This window comes from Mycobacterium hainanense, assembly GCF_041890355.1.
GTDB classification, from domain to species: Bacteria; Actinomycetota; Actinomycetes; order Mycobacteriales; family Mycobacteriaceae; genus Mycobacterium; species Mycobacterium hainanense.
In genome coordinates, this window is the sequence record NZ_CP169059.1 from 3,649,083 (window position 1) to 3,673,999 (window position 24,917).

22 protein-coding genes are annotated in these 24,917 nt (G+C 68.6%); 9 read left to right on the plus strand and 13 right to left on the minus strand.

Annotated features, from left to right (window positions below; genetic code table 11):
- The first annotated feature begins 2 nt into the window (after window positions 1–2).
- Window positions 3–881 (plus strand): neutral zinc metallopeptidase, encoded by an 879-nt coding sequence (locus tag ACEL92_RS16750; protein ID WP_374021848.1) that lies wholly within the window; start codon window positions 3–5, stop codon window positions 879–881.
- 115 nt (window positions 882–996) lie between these two features.
- A complete protein-coding gene (locus ACEL92_RS16755) occupies window positions 997–2,610 on the plus strand; it encodes an MFS transporter (protein ID WP_374021849.1) in 1,614 nt (537 codons plus the stop codon).
- 14 nt (window positions 2,611–2,624) lie between these two features.
- Here ACEL92_RS16755 and ACEL92_RS16760 read toward each other — a convergent pair whose 3' ends face one another.
- A complete protein-coding gene (locus tag ACEL92_RS16760) occupies window positions 2,625–3,068 on the minus strand; it encodes a hypothetical protein (protein ID WP_374021850.1) in 444 nt (147 codons plus the stop codon).
- A gap of 118 nt (window positions 3,069–3,186) precedes the next feature.
- Between ACEL92_RS16760 and ACEL92_RS16765 the strand changes: the two genes are divergently transcribed.
- Entirely contained in the window at window positions 3,187–4,785 is a 1,599-nt protein-coding gene (locus ACEL92_RS16765) for a purple acid phosphatase family protein (RefSeq protein WP_374021851.1), read from the plus strand.
- Window position 4,786: 1 nt separating this feature from the next.
- On the opposite strand, the gene ACEL92_RS16770 is transcribed toward ACEL92_RS16765, so the two are convergent.
- From ACEL92_RS16770 to ACEL92_RS16785, 4 genes are all read right to left on the minus strand, one after another.
- Window positions 4,787–5,818: an Rv2578c family radical SAM protein gene (locus ACEL92_RS16770; RefSeq protein ID WP_374021852.1), complete on the minus strand. Its 1,032-nt coding sequence runs from the start codon at window positions 5,816–5,818 to the stop codon at window positions 4,787–4,789.
- 40 nt (window positions 5,819–5,858) lie between these two features.
- Window positions 5,859–6,290, minus strand: a complete 432-nt coding sequence (locus ACEL92_RS16775; protein WP_374021853.1) for a hypothetical protein — start codon at window positions 6,288–6,290, stop codon at window positions 5,859–5,861.
- 138 nt (window positions 6,291–6,428) lie between these two features.
- Window positions 6,429–7,286: an LLM class flavin-dependent oxidoreductase gene (locus ACEL92_RS16780; RefSeq protein ID WP_374021854.1), complete on the minus strand. Its 858-nt coding sequence runs from the start codon at window positions 7,284–7,286 to the stop codon at window positions 6,429–6,431.
- Window positions 7,287–7,297: 11 nt separating this feature from the next.
- Complete coding sequence (locus ACEL92_RS16785) at window positions 7,298–8,056, minus strand: SDR family oxidoreductase (protein ID WP_374021855.1); 759 nt, start codon at window positions 8,054–8,056, stop codon at window positions 7,298–7,300.
- A gap of 97 nt (window positions 8,057–8,153) precedes the next feature.
- Here ACEL92_RS16785 and ACEL92_RS16790 point away from each other — a divergent pair, with 97 nt between their 5' ends.
- From ACEL92_RS16790 to ACEL92_RS16800, 3 genes are all read left to right on the plus strand, one after another.
- Window positions 8,154–9,200 carry an Lrp/AsnC family transcriptional regulator gene (locus tag ACEL92_RS16790; protein WP_374021856.1) on the plus strand — a complete coding sequence of 349 codons (1,047 nt, stop codon included), beginning with the start codon at window positions 8,154–8,156 and terminating at the stop codon, window positions 9,198–9,200.
- Window positions 9,201–9,244: 44 nt separating this feature from the next.
- A complete protein-coding gene (locus ACEL92_RS16795) occupies window positions 9,245–9,730 on the plus strand; it encodes an SRPBCC family protein (RefSeq protein ID WP_374026247.1) in 486 nt (161 codons plus the stop codon).
- Between the two features lie 92 nt (window positions 9,731–9,822).
- A complete protein-coding gene (locus ACEL92_RS16800; protein WP_374021857.1) occupies window positions 9,823–10,047 on the plus strand; it encodes a deoxyribodipyrimidine photolyase in 225 nt (74 codons plus the stop codon).
- An 8-nt stretch (window positions 10,048–10,055) separates the two neighbouring features.
- On the opposite strand, the gene hisS is transcribed toward ACEL92_RS16800, so the two are convergent.
- Window positions 10,056–11,318 carry a histidine--tRNA ligase gene (gene hisS, locus ACEL92_RS16805; protein WP_374021858.1) on the minus strand — a complete coding sequence of 421 codons (1,263 nt, stop codon included), beginning with the start codon at window positions 11,316–11,318 and terminating at the stop codon, window positions 10,056–10,058.
- Window positions 11,315–11,986: an MBL fold metallo-hydrolase gene (locus tag ACEL92_RS16810; protein ID WP_374021859.1), complete on the minus strand. Its 672-nt coding sequence runs from the start codon at window positions 11,984–11,986 to the stop codon at window positions 11,315–11,317. Before ACEL92_RS16810 ends, hisS begins: the two co-directional genes overlap by 4 nt.
- Before the next feature lie 117 nt (window positions 11,987–12,103).
- Here ACEL92_RS16810 and ACEL92_RS16815 point away from each other — a divergent pair, with 117 nt between their 5' ends.
- Window positions 12,104–13,003, plus strand: a complete 900-nt coding sequence (locus ACEL92_RS16815; RefSeq protein WP_374021860.1) for a peptidylprolyl isomerase — start codon at window positions 12,104–12,106, stop codon at window positions 13,001–13,003.
- Window positions 13,004–13,071: 68 nt separating this feature from the next.
- Window positions 13,072–14,856, plus strand: coding sequence for a protein kinase (locus tag ACEL92_RS16820; RefSeq protein ID WP_374021861.1), 1,785 nt, complete (start codon window positions 13,072–13,074; stop codon window positions 14,854–14,856).
- Between the two features lie 172 nt (window positions 14,857–15,028).
- Here ACEL92_RS16820 and ACEL92_RS16825 read toward each other — a convergent pair whose 3' ends face one another.
- The 6 genes from ACEL92_RS16825 to yajC form a co-directional block, all read right to left on the minus strand.
- Window positions 15,029–17,422: a bifunctional (p)ppGpp synthetase/guanosine-3',5'-bis(diphosphate) 3'-pyrophosphohydrolase gene (locus ACEL92_RS16825; protein ID WP_374021862.1), complete on the minus strand. Its 2,394-nt coding sequence runs from the start codon at window positions 17,420–17,422 to the stop codon at window positions 15,029–15,031.
- 42 nt (window positions 17,423–17,464) lie between these two features.
- Window positions 17,465–18,022 (minus strand): adenine phosphoribosyltransferase, encoded by a 558-nt coding sequence (locus ACEL92_RS16830; protein WP_374021863.1) that lies wholly within the window; start codon window positions 18,020–18,022, stop codon window positions 17,465–17,467.
- The gene (locus ACEL92_RS16835) at window positions 18,004–19,653 is read right to left on the minus strand and encodes an ABC transporter substrate-binding protein (RefSeq protein WP_374021864.1); all 1,650 of its coding nucleotides are present in this window, start codon (window positions 19,651–19,653) and stop codon (window positions 18,004–18,006) included. Before ACEL92_RS16835 ends, ACEL92_RS16830 begins: the two co-directional genes overlap by 19 nt.
- A 5-nt stretch (window positions 19,654–19,658) precedes the next feature.
- A complete protein-coding gene (gene secF / locus ACEL92_RS16840; RefSeq protein ID WP_374021865.1) occupies window positions 19,659–20,924 on the minus strand; it encodes a protein translocase subunit SecF in 1,266 nt (421 codons plus the stop codon).
- A 3-nt stretch (window positions 20,925–20,927) separates the two neighbouring features.
- Window positions 20,928–22,769: a protein translocase subunit SecD gene (gene secD, locus ACEL92_RS16845; protein WP_374021866.1), complete on the minus strand. Its 1,842-nt coding sequence runs from the start codon at window positions 22,767–22,769 to the stop codon at window positions 20,928–20,930.
- Window positions 22,770–22,880: 111 nt separating this feature from the next.
- The gene (gene yajC, locus ACEL92_RS16850) at window positions 22,881–23,219 is read right to left on the minus strand and encodes a preprotein translocase subunit YajC (protein ID WP_374021867.1); all 339 of its coding nucleotides are present in this window, start codon (window positions 23,217–23,219) and stop codon (window positions 22,881–22,883) included.
- A 209-nt stretch (window positions 23,220–23,428) separates the two neighbouring features.
- Here yajC and gabT point away from each other — a divergent pair, with 209 nt between their 5' ends.
- A complete protein-coding gene (gene gabT, locus ACEL92_RS16855; RefSeq protein ID WP_374021868.1) occupies window positions 23,429–24,769 on the plus strand; it encodes a 4-aminobutyrate--2-oxoglutarate transaminase in 1,341 nt (446 codons plus the stop codon).
- The last annotated feature ends 148 nt before the right edge of the window (window positions 24,770–24,917 follow it).

Genomic DNA, 24,917 nt, shown 5'->3' on the forward strand with positions numbered 1-24,917 from the left:
CGATGAGCTTCAACGAGGGTATGCAGATCGACACCAGCACCGCCTCCTCGTCGGGCGGCGGCGGGATGGGGATGGCTGTGGGGGGCGGCGGCCTCGGGCTGCTGATCCTGATCGGCGCGTTGCTGTTAGGCGTCGATCCGGGCCGCGTGATCAACCAGCAGCAGACGAACACGGGCGGCTACTCGGCGCCCGGGTTCGACCTGAGCCAGTGCAAGACCGGGGCCGACGCCAACAAATACGTGCAGTGCCGGGTGGTCGCCACAGGCAACTCCGTGGACGCGGTGTGGAAACAGCTGATGCAGGGTTACACCCGGCCGCATGTGCGGCTGTTCACCGGTTCGGTGGACACCGGCTGCGGGCCGGCCACCACCGCGGTGGGGCCGTTCTATTGCCCCGTTGACCAGACGGCGTACTTCGACACCGACTTCTTCAAGGAGCTCGTCGACAAATTCGGTTCCAGCGGTGGGCCGTTCGCGCAGGAGTACGTGGTCGCCCACGAATACGGCCACCACGTCCAGCAGTTGCAGGGCATCCTCGGCCGCTCGCAGCAGGGCGCGAAAGGCGCCGGCGGCAACGGTGTTCGCACTGAGTTGCAGGCGGATTGCTACGCCGGGATCTGGGCCCATTACGCGTCGACCGTCAAGCAGGAGAGCACCGGCGTGCCCTACCTGCAGCCACTGAGTGACCAGGACATCTCCGACGCCCTGTCCGCGGCGGCCTCGGTGGGCGATGACCGCATTCAGAAGGAAGCGACCGGCCGAGTCAACCCCGAGTCGTGGACGCACGGCTCGTCGGAGCAGCGGCAGCACTGGTTCACCGTCGGCTACCAGACCGGTGACCCGAAGAAGTGCGACACCTTCGCCGCCCCGAGTTTGGGCTAGTCCCAATCGGTGCCGTCGGCACCCGGACCGGGTCCGGCGGTGACGCCGCGCCGTCATGCGGGCGTCGGGTGGGTGTCCTAGACTTCTACCCCGCCGCACGACGCGAAAGGCTCGCATGTCGGACATGACGCAGGAGCGCACCGACAGCGGGGAGATATCGGTCTGGACGCCGTTGCGCAATCAGGTATTCCGCGCCTTGTTCGTTGCGCAGTTCGTCTCCAACGTCGGCACCTGGATGCAAAGCGTGGCGGCGCAATGGGTCTTGATCGAAGGCCACAGCAGCGCCACGGTCGTCGCGTTGGTCCAGACCGCGAGCCTCGGCCCGACGCTCGTGCTGGCGCTGTTCGCCGGCGCGCTCGCCGACGTGTTCGACCAGCGGCGGCTGCTGATGGTCCTGCAGTCGTACGCGGTGGTGGTGGCGCTCGCGCTGGCGGGGCTCACCTACTTCGGGCGCCTCACCCCGACGGCACTGCTGCTGTTCACCCTGGCGATCGGCGTCGCCTCCGCGGTCACGGCGCCGGCCTGGCAGGCGATCCAACCTGAGGTCGTCCCCCGCGACCAGATCACCTCCGCCGCGACGCTGGCCAGCGTCTCGGTCAACGTCGCCCGGGTGGTGGGACCGGCCATCGGCGGCATCGTCCTGGCGGTGGCCGGCCCGGCGGCGGTCTTCGCGATCAACGCGGTCTCGTTCGTGGGCATCATCGTCGCCCTGGCCCGGTGGCGGCGACCTAAGCAGATCGCGCCCATCGAACGAGAACACCTGGGCCAGGCGATCCTGACCGGATTGGGCTACGTGGTCAACGGCCCGATCTTCCGGAGGATCCTGCTGCGCGCGGCCCTGTTCGTCTTCCCCGGCTCGGCGCTGCTGGCGCTGCTGCCCGTGACTGCCGCCCACACCTGGCACCTGGGGGCCGGCGGCTACGGTGTGGCGCTGGGCGCCATCGGTGTCGGCGCGGTGCTCGCCGTCGCCGTTCCGGCGCCGTTGCGCCGGAAGGTGCCGCCCAACACGCTGCTGGCCGGGTGCGCGGCCGGGTACGGCGCCGCCACGCTCGCGGTGGTCTTCCTGCCGTTCGCCGCGGCGGCGCCCTTCCTGGTGTTGTCGGGGATGACCTGGCTGATCACGTTGACGACGTTGAACGCCGCGGCGCAGCTGCATCTGCCGCGCTGGGTCCGCGCCCGGGGGTTGGCGATGTACCTGCTGGTCTTCACGGGCTCACAGGCGGTCGGGTCGTATCTCTGGGGTGTCGTCGCCACCCGCGAGGGGCTCGGCGTGGCGTTGACCGGGGCGGCGGTGTTGCTGGGCGTCACCGCGCTGAGCGTCGTCCCGCTGGGGCTCCGGCCGGAAACCGGGAAACTGAGCCGCGACATCTCGCGCGCCTGGCCGACGCCCATGGTCGTGTTCGAGCCATGCCCCAACGACGGGCCGGTGCTGGTGACCGTGCGCTATCGCGTCGCGACGGAGACCCTCCAGGATTTCGTCGAGGCGATGAGCGCGGTACGGCGCTCACGGCTGCGCACGGGCGGCCACAGCTGGGGGCTGTATCACAGCCTGGAGCATCCGGACACGGTCCTCGAGCGGTTCACGGTGCCGTCGTGGACGGAATTCGAACGTCAGCACACCGAACGCTGGCTGGAGTCCGACCACGACGGGGTAACCAAGGCAATCGGTTACACGCTCGACCACACCCGGCGGCACGAGTACTACCTCGCGCTGCGGGTGCACCGCTAGGGGGCCCTACCGGTTCACCAGGGCCGCGTCGAGCAGGTCACGCCGGTGGTGGCGCTCTGCGTCACCACGACCTGACCGTCGACGGCGATCTGGCACTGGATCTGCGGCGTGTTCGACGAATCGCAGTCCGGCCAGTGACAGCCGCCGCTCGCATTCACGAACGCCCACTGATTCGGGTCGTTCAACGTCGTGTTGTACACCAGCGGCTGCCCCGCGGAGAACGCCGTCTGCACGCTGTTGAGGAACTGCGACGAGTTCGCGTTGAAGGCGGCCTGGCTGGGCGGATCGGTATTCATGTACCTGACGTTGCCGGTGAGGTTGCCGGTGGCGGTGATGGTGTAGGTCACCTGGTGGCGGGCCGGGTCCGCGGATGAGGTCGAGGGCGTGACGGCCACCGCTGCGGCGGCCGCAAACGTCGCCACCGCGACCCCCGTGGTCACTATTCGCACGTTCGTCATATCGAAAACGCTACCCAATTCGTTACCGGGCTACGCGCAGTCAAGGTCCCGCCATATCTGTGCCGGGCCACTGGCGCCCGTTCCGCCGACGTTCACCCCGCTCGGGTATGAAGCAGGGGTGGCCGAGGATCCCGCACCACCCAACGGCAGTGCTCCCGCTTCCGGCATCAGCCGCCGCAGGTTGTTGACCACCAGCGCGGTCTCGGCCGCCCTCGGGGCGGGCGTCGGGGGCGGCGCCGTCCTGGTGTCGTCCCACCGCAGTGCGCCCGCCTTCGTCTACCAGCCGAGCCGGACCGGCGCGCCGCCGGTGACCGGGCTGCACCTGCAATTCGGCAGGCAGGCCGCCTCGGAGGTGGTGGTGTCCTGGCACACCGTCGACGCGATCCGAAACCCCCGCGTCATGTACGGCACGCCGGCGTCGGGCTTCGGCCGGACCGTCACGGCCGAAACGCGCACCTACCGCGACGCCAAGTCCAACACCGAAGTCCGCGTGAATCACGCCCGCCTGACCGACCTGGCCCCCGACACCGACTACGTGTACGCCGCCGTGCACGACGGCGCCGAGCCGGAGATGGGAACCATCCGGACCGCACCGTCCGGCCGAAAGCCCTTCCGATTCACCAGCTTCGGCGATCAGTCCACGCCGAACCTGGTGAGGATGCCCGACGGCAGTTACGGCACGGACAACATCGGCTCACCCGCGTCCGCCGACACCACGCTGGCGGTCGAGCGGATGGCCCCGTTGTTCAACTTGGTCAACGGTGACCTGTGCTACGCCAACCTCGCGCGGGACCGGATCCGTAGCTGGTCGGCCTGGTTCGAGAACAACACCCGCTCGGCGCGCTACCGGCCGTGGATGCCGGCGGCGGGCAATCACGAAAACGAATTGGGCAACGGCCCAATCGGTTACAGCGCCTATCAGGCCTACTTCACCGTGCCCGACTCGGGGTCGAGCCCCGAGACGCGCGGGCTGTGGTATTCGTTCACCGCCGGCTCGGTGCGGGTGATCAGCCTGAACAACGACGACGTGGCGTTCCAGGACGGCGGCAACTTCTACGTGCATGGATATTCGGGCGGTGAGCAAAAGCGTTGGCTGGCAGCCGAACTCGCCGCCGCTCGGCGCGACCCGGACGTCGACTGGGTCGTCGTGTGCATGCACCAGACGGCGATCTCGAGCGCCGACAAGCCCGCCAACGGTGCCGACCTGGGGATCCGCGAAGAATGGCTCCCGTTGTTCGACCAGCACCAGGTCGACCTGGTGGTGTGCGGCCACGAACACCACTACGAACGCTCGCACCCCTTGCGCGGCACGCTGCAGACCGACACTCGCACACCGATACCCGTCGACACCCGCGGGGACGTCATCGACGCCACCAAGGGAACGGTGCACCTTGTCATCGGCGGAGGCGGCACATCCGCGCCCACCAACGCGTTCTTCTTCCCCGAGCCCCGGTGTCGGGTGCTGACCGGCGTCGGCGCGTTCGATCCGGGGATCGGGCGCAAGGCGCCGATCTACGTCGTCGAGGACGCGCCGTGGTCCGCCTTCAGGGACCGGGACAATCCCTACGGCTTCGCGGCGTTCGACGTGGACCCGGGCCAGCCGGGCGGCAACACCTCGATCAAGGCCACGCATTACGCGCTGAACGGGCCGTTCGGCGCGGTCACGGAGGTGGACCGGTTCACGCTGACTAAGCCGCGCCGCGACAAGCCGGCATAGGTCAAAACAACGTCGCCTGAACGGGTTCCGGCTCGGCGGGCATGGCCGGGGCGGGCTGACGGAACGATCGCAGCTCGCCGCCCAGCCGGTATTTGGCGATCAGCGGAGCGGCGCGGCCCCGCAGCATCTCGCGATAACCCGGGGGCAGGTACGCGCTGCGACGATACAGCTCGCGGTAGCGGCCCACCAGCTCGGGATGCGAGCGGGCCAGCCAGGCCATGAACCAGCCACGGGTCGAGCCGCGCAGGTGCAAGCCGAAGACCGTGACACCGGTGGCGCCGGCCGCCGCGATCTGGCCGAGCAGCCGATCGAGATGTTCTGTCGAATCGGTCAGATGTGGCAGCACGGGCGCCACCATCACGTGACAGTCCAAGCCGGCCTCGCGGATCGCGGCGATCAGTCCCAGGCGCGCCTGCGGAGTCGGCGTCCCCGGCTCGACGTCGCGATGCAGGTCCGGGTCACCGACGGCCAGCGAGACCGCGACCGACAGCGGAACATGTTGCGCCGCATCGGCGATCAACGGCAGGTCGCGCCGCAGCAGCGTACCCTTGGTGAGGATCGACAGCGGTGTGCCGGATTCGGCGAGGGCGCCGATGATGCCGGGCATCAGCGCGTAGCGCCCCTCGGCCCGCTGGTAGGGGTCGGTGTTGGTCCCGAGCGCGACGGTTTCGCCCCGCCACGACGGCCGGCGCAGCTCGCGCCGCAGCACCTCGACGACGTTGGTCTTGACGATGACCTGGCTGTCGAAGTCGTTGCCGCAGTTGAAGTCCAGGTATTCGTGCGTGGGCCGCGCGAAGCAGTAGCGGCACGCGTGCGAGCAACCGCGGTAGCCGTTGACGGTGTACCGGAACGGCAGCGCGGAGGCGTCCGGCACCTTGTTGAGCGCGGACTTGCATAGCACCTCGTGAAAGGTGATGCCCTCGAACTGCGGGGCGCGCACACTGCGGACGAGGCCGATCCGCTGCAGCCCCGGCAGTGCCCCATCTTCGACGGGCGCCCCGTTGACGGCGACCGCCTGGCCCGCCCAGCGCATGCTTTATTCGAACATCAGTTCGACATCGTGTCAAGCGCCCTTAGATGTGTCCCGGCATTCCCGGCATGCCGCCCGCCGCCGGCGCTTCGGGGATATCGATCCGGGGCGGCGGCATCGGGAGCGGTGCCATCTCGGGGTCGGGCGGCCGCATCGGCGGCGCCATGTCGGGCGCCATGTCGGGGGCTGGCGGCGGCATCTGAGGCGGAGCCGGGGGTGGCGGCGGCACGCCGTAAGGGCCGCCCGCGCACGCCGGATCGGTCGGCATGCTGATGCACCCCGGGGACGCGGGGCCGTTGATCGGGGCGTAGGGGCCGCCCTGACACTGACCCAATCCCGGCATTCCCGCGCACCGCGGATCGTAGGGATTGGTGGGCTGACCCGGATCGGGATCGTCGAGCGGCGCGGGCGAACCCGGCAAGCCGGCGAAGATGGGCGTCGCGCTCGCCGACGCGGCGACTCCCAGTGCTACCACTCCCCCGATCCCAACGGCCACAACGTTTCTCGCCAGCGCACGCCAGACGTGAGATGCCACCCTTACCCCCCTTCACTGACGCCACTGCGACGCGTCATCGCTCATGATCGCACGGCGCGGCGAAGGTGCGCCCGGGATTCACAGCACGGCGTCGGCGAGGCGGTCCACCTGGTCGACCCCTGCGACGCAGGGATGGAACACCAGCCCATCGAAACCGAGGTCGCGGTAGGCGCGCACGGTGGCCGCCGCGTCCTGCGGGGTGGTCAGCATGTCGTCGACGTTGAGAGCTGCGTAGTCGGGTTTGAAGCCGTAATAGCGCTGCAGGTGCTCCCGGCCGAGCCGGACGGTGTCCTCATCACCGAACGCGAAGTTCACGCTGGCGTGTAGCAGCGGCCGACCTGACCGGCCCGCCTCCCGCCACGCCGCGCGCGCCCTATCGGCGAAGGACGCCTGATTGTCGTAGTCGCGCAGGGCGCCGGCCGACCAGCCGTCACCCATCGTCACGACCCGTCGCATGGTCGCCTCCGATCGTCCCCCGAACAGGATGGGAATGTGTACCGGCCGCGGGCACAACCCCTTATCGCCGGTGACCGGGGTGGCGCGCCACGCCTGCCGCAACAAGCCGACCGTGTCGTCCAGAACCCGTCCCCGTCGGCCGAAGTCCACGCCGACCGCCGCGTAGTCGTCGGTCCGATTGCCCACACCCAAACCCAGGAGCAGTCGGTTGTCGGTGACGTCCGCCAGGGTGGCGAGCTGCTTGGCGAGCAGCGCGGCCGGGTACAGCGGAGCCAGCAGAACGTTTGTTGCCAAACGGATTTCACTGGTCGCACCCGCCGCCAGGGACAGCGCAACGATGGAGTCGAGGCTCTCATAGACCAGCCGGTCGATGGTGGCCAGGCCGGCGAATCCCCGTTGCTCCGCCCGGCGGGCCCACTGCACCGTCGACGGCCCGGGCACGTGGGCGATGTGGCTGGGCAAACCGATTCCGAGTTGCATGACGTCCTCCGTTATTTCGTTGTCGGGGCCGTGTCATTGACGGCATTGAAGATGGCGCCGTAGGAGCCGTCGCGCGCGGCCAATCGCACACGGCGGGCGGCTTCGACCACCAGCTCGTCGGCGTCCGGCTTGGATCGCAGTAACGAAATGGTCTCGGCGACAAAGGCATTCAGCGGCAGGGCATGGGGCACGTTTTCGATGCAGCGTCGCATTTCTGTCTCGACGAGTGGCGGGATGATCTCGATGACCTCAACCGCCGTATCGCGCAGCTGGTGGCGCAGCGACTCGGTGTAGGAATGCAGCGCCGCTTTGGTCGCGCAATACGTCGGCGCGACCGCCTTGGGTACGAACGCCAAGGCGGAGGTGACGTTGATGATCGCGGCGTCTCGTTGCGTGAGCAGGGTCGGCAGCAGCGACGCGGTGAGCCGGACAGGCCCGAGCAGGTTGACCGCAACCATCGCCTCCGCCGCGGTGGTGTCATCGGTCAGCAGGTTTTCGGTGCGCATGATCCCCGCGTTGTTGATCACGACGTTCAACCCGGGGTGTCGATCCCTCACCTCGGCAGCCAGCCGAGCGATGCTGCTCGGGTTGCTCTGATCCAGGTGCAGGCGCTGAATGCCGGGGTTGGCGGCCGCGACGGCTTCCAGGGCCTCGCGGCGGCGCCCGGCGATGATGACCTCGTTGTCCAAGCGGTGCAAAGATTCGGCCAGGCCGCGGCCGATGCCGCTACCCCCGCCGGTGACCAGGACGACGTTGCGCGTCAGCTTCATGGTGCAAGGTTCGCAGCGGCAGCGACGAAAACACCACCACACGGCCGGAAGTATTGATAAGTCCTCAACTTCTATCCAAATCTCGCTAAGATTGCTCATGATCGATGCGCTGGATGGCCAGATTCTGCACGCGTTGCAGATATCGCCCAGGGTGTCGTTTCGCCGCATCGCCGAGGTCGTCGGAGCGACCGAACAAACGGTCGCCCGCCGTTACCACCGGCTGCGCCGGACGGGGGTCGTCCGCGTCGTGGGGCTACAGAACCCGTGGGTCGACGGTGAAGCCGACTGGGCTCACTGGGTCTGCCGCGTCCGCGCGAAGCCCGAGCGCATACCGCAACTGGCCGAAGCGCTGGTCCGAAACCCCGACGTGTCGCACGCCAACGTCCTGTCCGGCTGGACCGACTTGGTGTGCACCATCCGGGCACCGGTCGGCGACAGCCGCGACGACGTATTGCTGAAGCGGCTTCCGCGAACGAGTTCCGTCATCGACATCGACATCGACGCGGTGCTGCACACGTTCGGGCGTCCCCCGAGTGCGCCGTGGACGGGCTACGGCCACAAGCTCAGCGGAGCACAGGCCGCCCGGATCCTCGCCGACGACGGCCGCACACCTACCGGCCAGCCGTCCCGGCCGGTCCCCGAGGACCGACCCATGCTCGACGCGCTGGCCGACGACGGCCGCACCCCCTACTCACGGCTGGCCGAACGCACGGGATGGTCGGTGGCGCGAGTGCGCAGGCGCCTGGCGGCGCTCGAAGCGGCCGGGGCGTTGCTGTACGACGTCGACGTGCTTCCCGAGCGGCTCGGTTACCACCTCAGCGCCATGCTGTGGCTGACGGTCGCGCCCCGGCACACACAGCACGTCGGAGAACGAATCGCGGCGCACGACCGGGTCGCATTCGCCGCCGCCGTCAGCGGCAGGAAGAACCTGATGGCGGTGGTCATCTGTCGTGACGTCGACGACCTGTACGGCTACCTGGCCGACCAGCTTGGGGCCATCGACGAGGTCCTCACCTACGAAGTCAGCATCCGCACCCAGCGGCTCAAGCAGCACGGATCCGTGATCGCGCACGGACGGCTGATGAACCCCACCCCATCGCGCGCTTCGCGCGGAACCGCCCTGGGCTCCGCACCCGGGTCGTAAAGTGAGCCACGATCGTGTCGTACTACGGCGGCTGCGAGGAAATGATGACCGAACGCATCGAGGTGCAACGCACGATCGCGGCCACGCCGGCCGACATATTCGCCGTCCTCTGCGACCCGCAGGGCCACGTCGCGATCGACTCGTCCGGAATGCTGCAGGACGCGGAGGGCGCACCGGTAAACGGCGTCGGCGACCAATTCGTCGTCCACATGGACCGCGAGGCGTTGAACGACTTTCCGCAATTCGGCAAGTATGACGTCACCGTCGACATCACGGAATTCGACCGCGATCACCTGATCGCGTGGACGGTTCTCGGCCAGATCCAACCGCCGATCGGGCATGTCTACGGCTATCAACTCCGGCCGACCGAAGACGGCTCGGCCACCGTCGTCACCTCGTTCTACGACTGGTCGAACATCGACCCGAAGTGGCGCGAAGCCGGGATTTTCCCGATTCTGTCCGAGGGCGCATTGCGGGCCACCCTGGGCATTCTGGACCGCACGGTCCGGCGCGGTTATCCGCACGGATAACCCGCTTTCCGGCCGAGCGCATAAACCCGGCCGCGGTTTTGTCCCGCATTCGGGTGGGTATCAAGTCAGGGCCCCTCATGAAAGGACCTGCAATGTTGCATTCGGTGATTCTGGCGAGTTCGGACCCGGTCGCGGCGGGCTTTATCCTGCGCGGCATCAAAGGAATTTTCGTCGCCATCGGCAGCGTGATCGCCGCAATTGTGTGCGCATTAATCGCAATGATGAAGGGCCGCAACCCGCTGGGCTGGGGAATTCTCGGGTTGTTCTTCTCGATCCTCACCTTGATCGTGGTCATCGTCATTCCGAGCAAGAAATAAAGACGGGGCTACCGCCCGAGTTGTGAAAGAACTTCGGCGACAACCGATTCAGCGGGCACCGAAATCTGCTCGCCCGTCGTGAGATCCTTCACCCCGACCGTGCCCGCCTCGATGTCGCGGTCGCCGAGCACCAGCGCGACGCGGGCGCCCGAACGGTCGGCCGCGCGCATCGCGCCCTTGAGGCCGCGGTCGCCGTAGGCCATGTCGACCCGGGCGCCGGACGCACGCAGCTGCGCGGCCAGCACCGCCAGCTGGAGCTTGGCCTGCTCGCTCAGCGGCACCCCGAACACCTCGCAGCGGGTCTGCTCCCCCACGCTCTTGCCCTCGGCGCGCAGCGCCAGCAGCGTGCGATCGACGCCGAGCCCGAACCCAATCCCGGACAGGTCCTGGCCGCCGAGCTCGCGCATCAGGCCGTCATAACGGCCGCCGCCGCCGATGCCGGATTGCGCGCCCAGGCCGTCGTGCACGAACTCGAAGGTGGTCTTCGTGTAGTAGTCCAGCCCGCGCACCATGCGCGGGTTGATGACATACGGCACGCCGAGCGCGTCCAGGTGGGCCAGCACAGAGTCGAAGTGCTGCTTGGCGACGTCGGACAGGTGGTCGAGCAATACCGGCGCGTCGGCCGTCATGACCCGCACCGCGGGGCGCTTGTCGTCGAGCACCCGCAACGGGTTGATCTCGGCGCGCCTGCGAGTCTCGTCGTCAAGGTCTAGCCCAAACAGGAACTCCTGCAAGAGTTCCCGATACTGCGGGCGGCAACTATCGTCACCCAGGGAGGTGATCTCCAGGCGAAACCCGTCGAGTCCCAGCGACCGGAAGCCGGCGTCGGCGACCGCGATCACCTCGGCATCCAGCGCCGGGTCGTCCACACCGATCGCCTCCACGCCCACCTGTTGCAGCTGGCGATAGCGGCCGGCCTGCGGGCGCTCGTAGCGGAAAAACGGTCCCGCGTAACAGAGTTTGACCGGCAACGCGCCGCGGTCCAGCCCGTGCTCGATCACCGCGCGCACCACCCCGGCGGTGCCCTCGGGGCGCAACGTCACCGAGCGGTCGCCGCGGTCGGCGAACGTGTACATCTCCTTGGACACCACGTCGGTGGATTCGCCGACGCCCCGGGCGAACAGGGCGGTGTCCTCGAAGATCGGCAGCTCGATGTCCCCGTAGCCGGCCCGGCGCGCGGCGCCCAGCAACCCGTCGCGGACCGCCACGAACTGTGCCGAGTCGGGCGGCACGTAGTCGGGAACGCCCTTGGGAGCGGAGAACTCGGTCACGGGCTCAGGCCTTCGATGAACGGGTTGAAACGCCGCTCGGCGCCGATGGTCGTGGCGTTGCCATGCCCGGGCAGGACCACGGTGTCGTCGTCGAGCACCAGCAGTTTGTTGACGATCGACGTCAGCAGGTCGCGGCCGCTGCCGCCGTGCAGGTCGGTGCGCCCCACGGAGCGTTCGAACAGGGTGTCACCGGTGAACACATAGTCTTTGTCGTCCTTGTCGGACGACACCCGAAACACCACCGACCCGCGCGTGTGGCCCGGGGTGTGGTCGACGTTGACCGTCACGCTGCCCAGGTCGAGCTTGTCGCCGTCGCGGTCCAGCTCGACGACCTGCTTGGGTTCGCGGAAGAAGGCGCCCGCCACCAGCTGGGCCACCCGCGGGCCCAGGCCGTAGATCGGGTCCTTCAGCATGAACCGGTCCTCGGGGTGGATGAAGGTCGGGCAGCCGTAGGTGTCGGACACCTTCTGCGCGGACCACATGTGGTCGATGTGTCCGTGGGTGAGCAACACCGCGGCCGGGGTCAGCCGGTTCTCGTCGAGGATGCGCCGCAACGGGCCCATCACCCGCTGGCCCGGATCCACGATGACGGCGTCCGTTCCTGGCCGCTCAGCCAGCACATAGCAGTTGCACTGCAACATGCCGGCGGGAAATCCGGTGATCAACACGGTTCCCAGTTTCCCACGGGCCCCAGTTGACACCGGTCGCGGCGCCCCAATTAGCCTGAGCTGGCCAATGACGCCTTTTGCGGGCCCCCGACCTACCGACCATGGAGGCATACGGCCGTGCCGACCAACGAACAGCGACGTGCCAACGCCAAGCGCAAGCTCGAACGGCAGCTGGAGCGCCGCGCGAAGCAAGCCAAAATGCGCCGGATCGTGGTGATCGCCGCCGGCTCGCTGGTGGCCGTGGCCGTGGTCGTCGCGGTGGCGCTCGCCGTGATCAACACCAGGCACGAGCACAAGAGCAACAGCGCCGCGAGCTCCACCACCTCGGCCCCCAGCAGCTCCTCGGAGACCACCACGCCCGCCGGGCCGACGCCGCCCGTTCCGCCGTTGCCGGCGTTCAAGCCGTCGGCCGACCTCGGCGCCAACTGCCAGTACCCGGCGTCACCGGAACCGGCCGCCAAGCAGGTCAAGCCGCCGCGCACCGGCAAGGTGCCGACGGACCCGGCCCAGGTGAGCGCCAGCATGGTGACCAACCAGGGCCGCATCGGACTCATGCTGGCCAACAACGAATCACCCTGCACGGTAAACAGTTTCGCGAGCCTGATCGGTCAGAAATACTTCGACAACACCAAGTGTCACCGGCTGACCACGTCGGCGGACCTGGGTGTCCTGCAGTGCGGTGACCCCAAGGGCGACGGCACCGGCGGTCCGGGCTACCAGTTCGCCAACGAATACCCGACCGACCAGTACCCGCCGAACGACCCGAAGGCGCAGCAGCCTGTCCTCTACCCGCGCGGCACCCTGGCGATGGCCAACGCGGGGCCCGGCACGAACGGCAGCCAGTTCTTCATGGTGTACAAGGACTCCCAGCTGCCGCCCCAGTACACCGTCTTCGGCACCATCCAGCCCGACGGGCTGGCAACGCTGGACAAGATCGCCAAAGCCGGCGTGGCCAGCGGCGGCGAGGATGGCGCCCCCGCCACCGAGGTCACCATCACCTCGCTGTTGCTCGACTAAAGGCAAGCGGCGCAACGCAGTCCGCCGATTGCGCGACCCGCGGGCGGTTCACCGCTTAAGGTCGTGGCGTGGGGTCAGAATCTTTCGGGCATTACCAATTGCTGGACGTCCTGGGGCGCGGGGGCATGGGCGAGGTCTACCGCGCCTACGACGCCGCCACCGACCGGGTTGTCGCGCTCAAGGTGCTGCCGCCGAACATGGCGCAGGATCAGGAGTTTCAGCAACGATTCCGCCGGGAGGCGCGCATCGCGGCGAGCCTGAACGACCCGCATGTGGTGCCCATCCACAGTTACGGGGAGATCGACGGCCGGCTCTATGTCGACATGCGGCTGATCGAGGGCCGCGACCTGTTGTGCTACATCGCCGAAAACGGTGGGCGACTGTCCCCGGAGCGCGCGGTCGCCGTGATCGAACAGGTTGCCGCGGCGCTCGACAGCGCGCACCAGGCGGGGCTGGTCCATCGCGACATCAAGCCGAAGAACATCTTGGTCACCACGGCGCGGGACTTCGTCTACCTCATCGACTTCGGCATCGCCCGCACGCTGGCCGACACGTCGCTCACGCAGACCGGTCACACGATGGGCACCGTCGCCTACATGGCGCCCGAGCGATTCAGGGGCGCAACGGATCACCGCGCCGACGTGTATTCGTTGGCCTGCGTGCTGTACGAGTGCCTGACCGGCAACCGCCCCTATGTCGGCGAAAGCCTCGAGGAGCAACTCAACGCTCACCTCAACACCCCGCCGCCGCGACCGTCGACAACCGTGGCCGGCCTCTCCCCGGCACTCGACGCGGTGATCGCCCGCGGGATGGCCAAAGACGTTGAACAGCGCTATCAGTCGGCAATCGAGCTCGCCGAGGCCGCCAGGGCGGCGTTGGCCAGCCCGGCCGGAACCGCGGCATGGAGTTCCCCGCATTCGCCGGCCACGCCGCCGCCTCCGGCCGCCGGGCCGCCCACACAGGACTTTCCCTCCACCGGCCCCAGCCCGGACCCGCAGCCGTCGTATCGCGCCCCAACGCAATCCCGGCGTCTGTTGCTGGGCATCGTCGGCGCATCCACGCTGGCGCTGGCCGCGGTGGTGGCGCTGGTGATCGCGCTGGTGACCCAGGACGACGGGTCCGCCAACGGCGCGGCGTCCACCAGCGTGTCCCGCGCCCGGGTGCCCAACAGGGCTGGTGCAGGCTCAGGACCGACCGGGCAGGCGATGGCGACCGTGCCCCCACTGCCGGCGTTCGCGCCGCCGGCCGACCTGGGCGCCAATTGCCAGTACCCCAGCGCGCCGGACACCGTCGTCAAACCCGTCAGCCCGCCCCCGTCGGGCAGGGTCTCCACCGAACCCGCGGAGATCCCGGCCACCGTCTCCACCAACTTCGGTGACATCGGCATCCAGCTCGCCAACTCCGAATCCCCTTGCACGGTAAACAGTTTCGTCAGCCTCGCCAGGCAGCAGTTCTTCGACAACACCCAGTGCGCCCGGCTGATCAATTCCACCGACGGCGGATCGCTGCTGTGCGGTGGTCCCGAGGCCGACGGCTCCGGTGGCCCGGGCTACCAGTTCGCCGACGAGTACCCGACCGATCAATACCCGGCCGGGGATCCCGGGCTCAGGGCGACCGTGCTCTATCCGCGCGGCAGCGTGATTATGGCCGTCGACGGCCCGAACACCAACGGCAGCCAGTTCTCCTTCGTTTTCCGGGACTCCGAATTGCAGCCGACGAGCACCGTGCTCGGCACCGTCACTCAGGCCGGTCTGGCGGTCCTGGACAAGGTCGCCGAGGCCGGCATCGCCGGTAACCGGCAGAGCGGCGCCCCCACCAACCCGGTCACCATCAACTCGGTGCGCATCGGCTAGAACGCGCCACACCGGGTACCCGACCTGCGAACCCAAGCAGGAGGGCGTCTTGACAACCAAGAGTGCGGTGGAGATCCGTTTCGGGGCACCGGAGAACGTGCTGGAAGTCCAAGTGGGCACCGTCGAGGTGGACGTGCCACGATCCGTGCGCTAAGCGCGGCCGGCGGGCGCCCTAGGCCGCGGACGTCACGCGGTAGACGTCGAATACGCCTTCGACGTTGCGCACCACGTTGAGCAGGTGACCGAGGTGCTTCGGGTCGCCCATCTCGAAGGTGAACCGGCTGATCGCCACGCGGTCGCCGGAGGTGGTGACCGACGCCGACAGGATGTTGACCTTCTCGTCGGCGAGCACCCGGGTGACGTCGGAAAGCAACCGGTGCCGGTCGAGCGCCTCGACCTGGATGGCCACCAGGAACACCGACGACGGCGACGGCGCCCAATGCACCTCGATGATCCGCTCGGACTGCTGTTGCAGCGACGCCGCGTTGGTGCAGTCGGTGCGGTGCACGCTCACTCCCCCGCCGCGCGTGACGAACCCCATGATCTGGTCGCCGGGCACCGGCGTGCAGCACTTGGCCAGCTTGGACAGCACACCCGGGGCGCCGGGCACCGAGACACCGACGTCGTCGCTGCTGCGCGGGCGGCGCAGCATGGTCGTCGGCGTGGAACGCTCGGCCAGCTCCTCTTCGGCCTGGTCGATCCCGCCCAGTTCGGCGAGCAGCCGCTGCACCACATGGCGGGCCGACACGTGGCCCTCGCCGATCGCGGTGTAGAGCGCGGACACGTCGGTGTAGTGCAATTCGCGGGCCACCGCCGCCATGGATTCGCCATTGACCAAGCGCTGCAAGGGAAGTCCACCCCGGCGCACCTCGCGCGCCATCGCCTCTTTGCCGGCTTCCAGCGCCTCCTCACGGCGCTCCTTGGCGAACCACTGGCGGATCTTGGCTTTGGCGCGCGGCGACACCACGAACTGCTGCCAGTCGCGCGACGGCCCGGCGTTGGGCGCCTTGGACGTGAAAACCTCGACGACTTCGCCGTTTTCCAGCTTTCGTTCCAGCGCCACCAACCGGCCGTTGACCCGGGCCCCGATGCAGCGGTGGCCCACCTCGGTGTGCACCGCATAGGCGAAGTCCACCGGCGTCGAGCCGTTGGGCAGGGTGATCACATCACCCTTGGGGGTGAACACGAAGATCTCTTGCACGGCAAGGTCGTAGCGCAACGATTCCAGGAACTCGCCGGGGTCGGCGGCCTCCCGCTGCCAGTCGAGCAGCTGACGCATCCAGGCCATGTCGTCGATCTCGGCGGCGGCGTGCGGATGCGGAACGCCGTTGCGGCCCTTGGATTCCTTGTACCGCCAGTGCGCGGCGATGCCGTATTCGGCGGTGCGGTGCATGTCCCGGGTGCGGATCTGCACCTCGAGAGGTTTGCCCTCGGGACCGACGACGGTGGTGTGCAGCGACTGGTAGACGCCGTATCTCGGCTGGGCGATGTAATCCTTGAACCGTCCCGCCATCGGCTGCCACAGCGAATGCACCACGCCGACAGCGGCATAGCAGTCCCGGATCTCGTCGCACAGGATCCGGATGCCGACCAAGTCGTGGATGTCGTCGAAGTCGCGTCCCTTGACGATCATCTTTTGGTAGATGGACCAGTAATGCTTGGGCCGGCCCTCCACCGTCGCCTTGATCTTCGAGGCGCTCAGGGTGTTGGTGATCTCGGCGCGGACCTTCGCCAGGTAGGTGTCCCGCGACGGTGCGCGGCCGGCGACCAGCCGGACGATCTCGTCGTACTTCTTCGGGTGCAGGATCGCGAAGGACAGGTCTTCCAATTCCCACTTGACGCTGGCCATACCCAGCCGGTGAGCAAGGGGCGCAATCACTTCCAGCGTCTCACGGGCCTTGCGCGCCTGCTTCTCCGGCGGCAGGAAGCGCATGGTGCGCATGTTGTGCAACCGGTCGGCGACCTTGATCACCAGCACCCGGGGGTCGCGGGCCATCGCGGTGATCATCTTGCGGATCGTCTCGCCCTCGGCGGCGCTGCCCAGCACCACCCGATCCAGCTTGGTCACGCCGTCGACGAGGTGCGCCACCTCTTCGCCGAACTCCTCGGACATCTGCTCGAGCGTGTAGCCGGTGTCCTCGATCGTGTCGTGCAGCAGCGCGGCCACCAAAGTCGTGGTGTCCATGCCCAATTCGGCGAGGATGTTCGCGACAGCCAGCGGGTGGGTGATGTAGGGGTCGCCGGAGTGGCGCAACTGCGTGGCGTGCCGCTGGTCGGCGACCTCGAAGGCGCGCTGCAGCAGCGACAGGTTCGCCTTCGGATAGATCTCGCGGTGCACCGCCACCAGTGGTTCCAGCACCGGGTTGAGCGTGGTGCGCTGGGAGGTCATCCGGCGGGCCAGCCTGGCCCGGACCCGGCGCGACGCGCTGCTGGTGGTCTTCAGCGTCTCGGTCGGCTGCTCCGGCGGCTCGGCGGCCTGGGCCGTGACCGGCTCCCCGACCAGCAGCGACTCCGCGACGTCAGTGGGCGCGTCAAGCGCCTGCGCCCCGCTCTTCTCGTCCGCCACGTTGGTCACCTCCGACCTCGAGGATATCGCGCGGTTGGCCCGCTAGACCCGACTCAGGCTGTGCACCGGCAGGTTCGCGACCGCCTGACGGCCCCCGAGCGCGGTCAATTCGAGGACCACCGCCGCCGCGATCACGGTGGCGCCGGTGCGTTCCAGCAGCCGGGCGGCCGCGGCCAGGGTGCCCCCGGTGGCCAGCACGTCGTCGATGATCACCACATGGCGTCCCCGCAATTCGATGCCGTCGGCGGGGATCTCCAGCGTGGCGCTGCCGTACTCCAGGTCGTAGTTCTCGGCGTGCACCGGCGGCGGCAGCTTTCCGCCCTTGCGGATGGCCAGCACGCCGGTGCGCAGCCGGTCGGCCACGGCCGCCGCAGCCAGGAACCCGCGGGAGTCGATTCCCGCCACCAGGTCGGCGCCGGACGCGATCTCGGCCAGCGCGTCGGTGACCGCCGTCAGCCCCCGCGGGTCGGCGAACACCGGGGTGAGGTCCTTGAACTGGACGCCCGGCTTGGGGAAGTCCGAGACCTCGCGCAGCAGCGCACCGATGACGTTCGCCACCGGCGAGGTCCCGCCGACGCTCGTCACTGCACCAGGGCCCATCGGTCCATGTTCCAGCCCGCGCCCCAGCGGGTCGGGTTCTTGCTCACCGCGTACATCTTCTTCGACATCAGGAGCGTGCGTTGCTGCCGGTAGAGGGGCAACGTGGGCATGTCGCCCCACAGCACCGGCGCCGCCTCCCCCAGCAGCCGGACGCGTTCGGCGGGGTCGGCCGACACCGCCAGCGCCCCGATGGCGCTGTCGATCTGCGGGTTCGAGTAACCGGACAGGTTGTTGCCGTTGCCGCTGTGCAGGTCGTAGGCGTCCATCGCCGACGACCCCGTCGACCCGCTGCCCGTGGCGCCGCCGGTGCTGGCCAGCAGCACGTCGATCTTCCCGTCCTTGAGGGCCTGCGGCCCCGAGGTGTCCAGGGCGACGTTGACGACGCTGATCCCGGCCGCGGCGCAGGCTTTGGTGATCACCCCGACGTTGACCGCGAGCCGCGCGTTGGGTCCCGGGTAGCCGATCCGCACCGCCGTCGGCGCGCCGCCGAGCGCGGCGCGGGCGGCGGCGGGGTCCGCCTTGGCGAACGGGGCGGCCTCGGCGGCGCCGTCGCCGGCGGTGACGGGGTCGTCGGCGGCGGGGTTCAGGCGCGAATTGGCGATCGGCACGCCCGCGTCGCGCGCGAGGGTGTCGCGGGGCGTGCACAGCGCGAGCGCGCGCCGGGCCTTCGGCTGCGAGAGGGGACCCTGCGGGGCGAAGATCAGCTGCTCGACGCCGGCCGACGGTGAATCGGCGCGGACGTAGTTGTCCGGGGTGGTCAGCGTTCCCGACGAGCCCGCCGCCACGTCGACCACGTCGACGCTGCGGTTGTTGACGCGGTCCTGGATGTCGGGGCCCTGCGGCCACACGGTGATGCGCTTGGTGATGGCCTTGGGACCCCACCACCGGTCGTTGGCGACGAGCACCACCGCGCCGCCGTCCAGGACGCGTTCGATCTTGTACGGGCCCGACGAGGGGAAGTTCTTCAGGTCCAGGCCGGGCTTGAGGTCCCAAATGGTGTTCCACAGCTTGGCGATCTGCTGCACCAGCTGAGTGTTGTTGCTCAGCAGCGCCGCGGTCACGTCGATGTGCAGCTGGTCGGCGATGACGTGCGACGGCATCAGCGTGGTGGCGGTGAACAGCTGGTTGTAGTCGACGACGCCGCGGTCCGGGACGAACGACACCCGGGCCTTCTTCTGCCCGGGCAGGCACTCGACGTTGGCGATGTCGAGGTAACCGGCCTGGGTGGCGGCGTTGAAATCGGGGTACCGGCCGGACTGGGCCGCCCACGTGAGCACCAGGTCGTCGCAGGTCACCGGCTTGCCGTCGGAATACACCGCGTTGTCGGCGATCTGGTAGTCGAGCACCAGCGGCGAGCCGCCGACCACCGAGACGGTGCCGAAGTCACGGTCGGCGACGGTCTGCCCGTCCGGGCCGTGGTAGCTGAAGCCGACGAGTGTGCGGGCGAAGGCCTGCGCCCCGGCCGATGCCGCGCCGACGACGGTGTTGGTGTTGTAGGTGACCAGCCGCCCGTCGACCACGTAGTCGACCTGGGAGGCGGCGCTGCCCGAGCACGCGGTCAGCGTGACGGCCGCGACGAGCAGTGCGGTCAGACCGATAGCGCCCCAAGCGAGGCGGTACCTGGCGGCCATGGCGCCTACCGCCGGCCGGCGTTTCGCTTGCCGCTCGGACGCCGGGTCCCGGTCGGGCGCGCCGGGCGCGCGCCCGGCGCCGGCTTGTTCGGTGCGGGCTTGTCGGACGGGGTGGTCGCCGGCGGCGCCGCTTCGTCCTCGGCGGCCGTCGTCTCGTCGGCGGCCTTCGTCTCCTCCGCGGGTTCGGCGCCGCCCTTGCGGCGCCGCGTGACGCGGCGCGTGTGCGTACGCACCAGCTCCGTGCGCTCGCGGAGCGTGACGAGCAGCGGAGTGGCGAAGAAGATCGACGAGTAGGTACCGACGATGATGCCGACCAGCTGGACCAGCGCCAGGTCCTTGAGCGTGCCCACGCCCAGCAGCCACACCGCCACCACCATCAGCGCCAGCACCGGCAGCACGCCGATCAGGCTGGTGTTGATCGAGCGCATGAAAGTCTGGTTGATCGCCAGGTTGGCCTGCTCGGCGAACGTGCGGCGGGTGGTGTGCTGGAAGCCGTGGGTGTTCTCCTCGACCTTGTCGAACACGATGACGGTGTCGTAGAGCGAGAACCCGAGGATGGTCAGTAGGCCGATGACGGTGGCCGGGGTGACCTCGAAACCGACGAGCGAGTACACCCCCGCGGTGACGGTCAGGTCGAAGACCATCGTCGTCAGCGCGGAGACGGCCATGTACCGCTCGTACCGGACCGTGATGTACAGGCTGACCAACGCCAGGAACACCACGAGCGCGATCAGCGCCTTATTGGTGATCTGGTCACCCCAGGTCTCGGACACCGCCGCGTCGCTGATGGCCTGCTTGCTGGGCTTACCGTCGGCGCCCTTCGGCTGGAAGGCGTCGAATAGGGCGTTGCGCAGCTTGGTCGTCTGGTCGTTGGTCAGCGTTTCCGAGCGGATCTGCACGGTCGCGGACCCGCCGTTGCCGACGATCACCACCGACTCCGGATCCCGGCCGATGGTCTTCCTGAAGACGTCGGACACTTGCGACGTCTGGACGGTGCCGCGGGGCATCGACACCGTGGTGCCGCCCTTGAAATCGATGCCGAACGTGAAGCCGCGCAACAGGATTGACAGTATCGCCACCGCGACGATCGCCCCGCTGATCCCGTACCACAGGCGGCGGCGGCCGATCACCTCGAACGCGCCGGTGCCGGTGTAGAGCCGCGAGATGAAGCCGTGCCGCTGCTCGCCGGCGCCGCCGTCGGTCAATTGCGCGGCGTCGCTGGTGGCCTCGGTGATTTCGGTCGCGTCCTTGGATGCCTTGGAGGCACTCATGGGCTATCCCCGTCCCGTCTTCACTTGCGAAGCCCGGCGTTCGCGGGCCACCTGCTGCACGGCCCCCAGGCCGTTGTATGCGGGTTTGGCCAGCGTCGACGACCTCGACGCCAGGTAGATCATCGGCCAGGTCACCAGGAACACGACCACGACGTCGAGGATCGTGGTGAGCCCCAGCGTGAACGCGAATCCCCGCACCTGACCGATCGCCAGGGCGTACAGCACGGCGGCGGCTAGGAACGTGACGGCGTTGCCGGACACGATCGTCTTGCGGGCCCGCACCCAGCCTCGGGGCACCGCCGACCGAAACGATCGACCCTCGCGGATCTCGTCCTTGATGCGTTCGAAGAACACCACGAACGAGTCCGCCGTGGTGCCGATACCGATGATCAGGCCCGCGATGCCGGCGAGGTCGAGGGTGTAGTTGATCTGACGGCCAAGGATCACCAGGATCGCGAAAACCATTGCACCGGACGCGATCAAGGACAGGGCCGTCAGCAGGCCCAGCACCCGGTAGTACAGCAACGAATACAGCAACACCAGGACCAGCCCGATGGCACCCGCGATCAGCCCCGCCCGCAACGAGGTCAATCCCAGTGTCGCCGAGACGGTTTGCGCCTCCGACGCTTCGAAGGACAGCGGCAGCGAGCCGTACTTGAGGACGTTGGCCAGCTGCTTGGCGGTCGCGGCCGTGAACGGCGGGTCGCCACCGGTGATCTGCGTCCGGCCGCCGGGGATGGCCTCCTGGATCATCGGAGCGCTGACGACCTGGGAATCCAGCGTGAAGGCGGTCTGGGTGCCGATGTGGGCGGCGGTGAAGTCGGCCCAGGTGTTGGCGGCCGCCGGCTTGAACTGCACGTCGACCACGTAGCCGATGCCGCGCTGGTTCATCCCCGAGGTGGCGTCCTGGATCTGGTCGCCGCTGATGATCGACGGTGCCAGCAGATACGCCACCTTGTGGTCGGTCGAGCAGGTCACCAGGGGCAGGTTCGGGTCGTCGTTGCCGGCGAGGATGTCCTCTTTGTCGCACCGGGTCGCCTGGAATTGCAGCGCCAGGAACTGGACGCCCTGACGGGTGCTCTGCCGCCACTTCTTCTCATCGGCGATGCGCTCGGCGAGCTCCTTGCGCGGGTCCGGGGGCGCGGGCTGCTCGGCCGGCGGCACGTCGGCCGGTGGCGGGGCGTTCCCGGCGGGCGCCGGTGTGGGAGCGGGGCCGGGTGCCGGCGCCGGGCTCGGCGGCGCGGGGGGGCTGGGCGGAGGCGGGGGGTCCTGCGGATAGGGCCGCGGCTGGGCCGGCGGCCGCCCACCCTGGGGAGCGGGCTGGCCCGGTGCGGGCTGGCCCGGTGCGGGCTGACCGGGCGGCGCCTGACCGGGCGGCGGGGCGACGCCGGGGGCCGGCTGGCCGGGAGGCGGAGCCTGGCCCGGCGGGGGCGCGTGCGGCGCGGGCTTGGGCTGGAGCTCCTGCGCCGGCATCGAGTTGAGCACCGGGCGGATGTAGAGCCGGGCGGTCTGCCCCAGGTTGCGCGCCTCGTTGCCGTCGTTTCCGGGCACGGTGATGACCAGGTTGTCGCCGTCGACCACGACCTCCGAACCGGAGACGCCCAGACCGTTGACCCGCGCGCTGATGATCTGCTGCGCCTGCGCCAGCGCGTCGCGGCTCGGACGCGAGCCGTCCGGGGTGCGCGCGGTCAACGTGACGCGGGTGCCACCCTGCAGATCGATGCCGAGCTTGGGGGCGGCGCGCTTGTCACCGGTCAAGAACACCAGCAGGTAGACGCCGACGAGCAGCAACAGGAAGACGGATAGGTAGCGGGCAGGGTGCACCGGCGCCGAAGACGATGCCACGTTCCTTCTATCTCCTCGAAATCGGTTTCTTACCCCGGACAAAGCCTAGAAAAGACTACGTGCCTAAAGGCCGGCGATTGCGCCGCTGGTGGGTTTGGGCCGCAATTCCCGTCAGGAATCCTTGGTCGCGCGGTTGTCGCCGAATTCTTCCAAGTCGTCCGCGTCGTCGTCGGCGGCGAGGTCGTCGTCCTCGGGCAGGATCCGATCACGGATCGCCAGCTTCATCCAGGTGGTGACCACGCCGGGCGCGATCTCGAGGTCGACGGTGTCGTCCGTGATCTCGACGACCGTGGCCTCGAGTCCCGACGTGGTGTGGACGCGGTCGCCCGGCTGCAACGACTCGTACAGGTCGATGGTGGCCTGCATGGCGCGCTTCTGGCGCCGCGACGCGAAGTACATGAACCCGCCCATGATGAGCAGGAAGGGCAGGAACAGGATCAAACTTTCCATGAACGGGCCTGTCTTTTCGTAGTGGCTTCGTGCTGGCACTTCAATGCCATCGGTGGCCGGGACGACCCGCGGGCCGCGCACCTCGTACCGGCCAGTGTGCCATTGCCGCAGGTCGCTCCCGAGCGCCGCCGTGCACGAGAGGCCGGGCGGGGCCGCGCCGGATAGGCTTGAGTCGCGACGTGACAGCCGCGCCGCGGTGAGGAGAAATCGTGGCCGGCCTCCAGCAGACTCGCCAGCTGGTCACCGAAATCCCCGGTCCCGCTTCGCTGGAGCTGACCAAACGTCGCGCGGCGGCGGTGTCGCACGGGGTCAACGTCTCGTTGCCGGTTTTCGTGGCGCGGGCCTTCGGCGGCATCATCGAGGACGTCGACGGCAACCGGCTCATCGACCTGGCCTCCGGCATCGCGGTGACCACGGTCGGCAACTCCTCGCCCCGGGTGGTGGAGGCGGTGCGCGCCCAGGTCGCCGACTTCACCCACACCTGCTTCATGGTCGTGCCCTACGAGCAGTACGTCGCCGTCGCAGAGGAGCTCAACCGGATCACGCCGGGCTCCGGGGAGAAGCGTTCGGTGCTGTTCAACTCGGGCGCCGAGGCCGTCGAGAACGCCGTCAAGGTCGCCCGCGCGTACACCCGCAAGCCCGCCGTCGTTGCCTTCAATCACGCCTACCACGGGCGCACCAACCTGGCGATGGCCCTGACCGCCAAATCCAAGCCGTACAAGAGCGGCTTCGGCCCGTTCGCGCCGGAGGTCTACCGCGCACCGATGTCCTACCCGTACCGGGACGGGCTGCTCGACAAGGAGTTGGCCACCGACGGGGAGAAGGCCGCCGCCCGGGCGATCGGCGTCATCGAGAGCCAGGTCGGTGCCGACAGCCTCGCGGCGGTCATCATCGAACCGATCGCCGGCGAAGGCGGCTTCATCGTGCCTGCCGAGGGATTTTTGCCCGCCCTGCGCAACTGGTGCCGGAACAACGACGTGGTGTTCATCGCCGACGAGGTGCAGACCGGGTTCGCGCGGACCGGCGCGATGTTCGCGTGCGAGCACGAGGGCATCGAACCCGACCTGATCTGCACCGCCAAGGGCATCGCCGACGGGCTGCCGCTCTCGGCGGTCACCGGCCGCGCGGAGATTATGGATGCATCGCACGTCGGCGGTTTGGGCGGCACCTTCGGCGGCAATCCAGTCGCTTGTGCTGCAGCACTGGCGACCATTACCACGATCGAAAGTGACGGACTGATCGAGCGGGCCCGGCAATTGGAACGGCTGATCACCGAACCGTTGTTGCGCCTGCAGGCCGGCGATGATCGGATCGGCGAGGTACGCGGTCGCGGCGCGATGATCGCCATCGAGTTGGTGAAGTCAGGAACCGCCGAGCCCGACGCGGAGCTGACGCAGAAGCTGTCCACCGCGGCCCATGCCGCCGGAGTCGTCGTCTTGACCTGCGGGATGTTCGGCAACATCATCCGGCTGCTGCCGCCGCTGGCCATCAGCGATGACCTGCTGAACGAGGGCCTCGAAGTCCTGACGGGACTCCTCGCCGACCTCTAAGACCTGGGACTCGACCGGCCTGGGTGGGCAATCTCACAAGACGCGCGTCGGCGCGGCCATGGTGGAATACCGTTACTTTAGCTAACGTTCTAATCATCAGCGCTTACGCGCGAAATGACTCAATATCTTTCATTGCAAGGGAAATGCT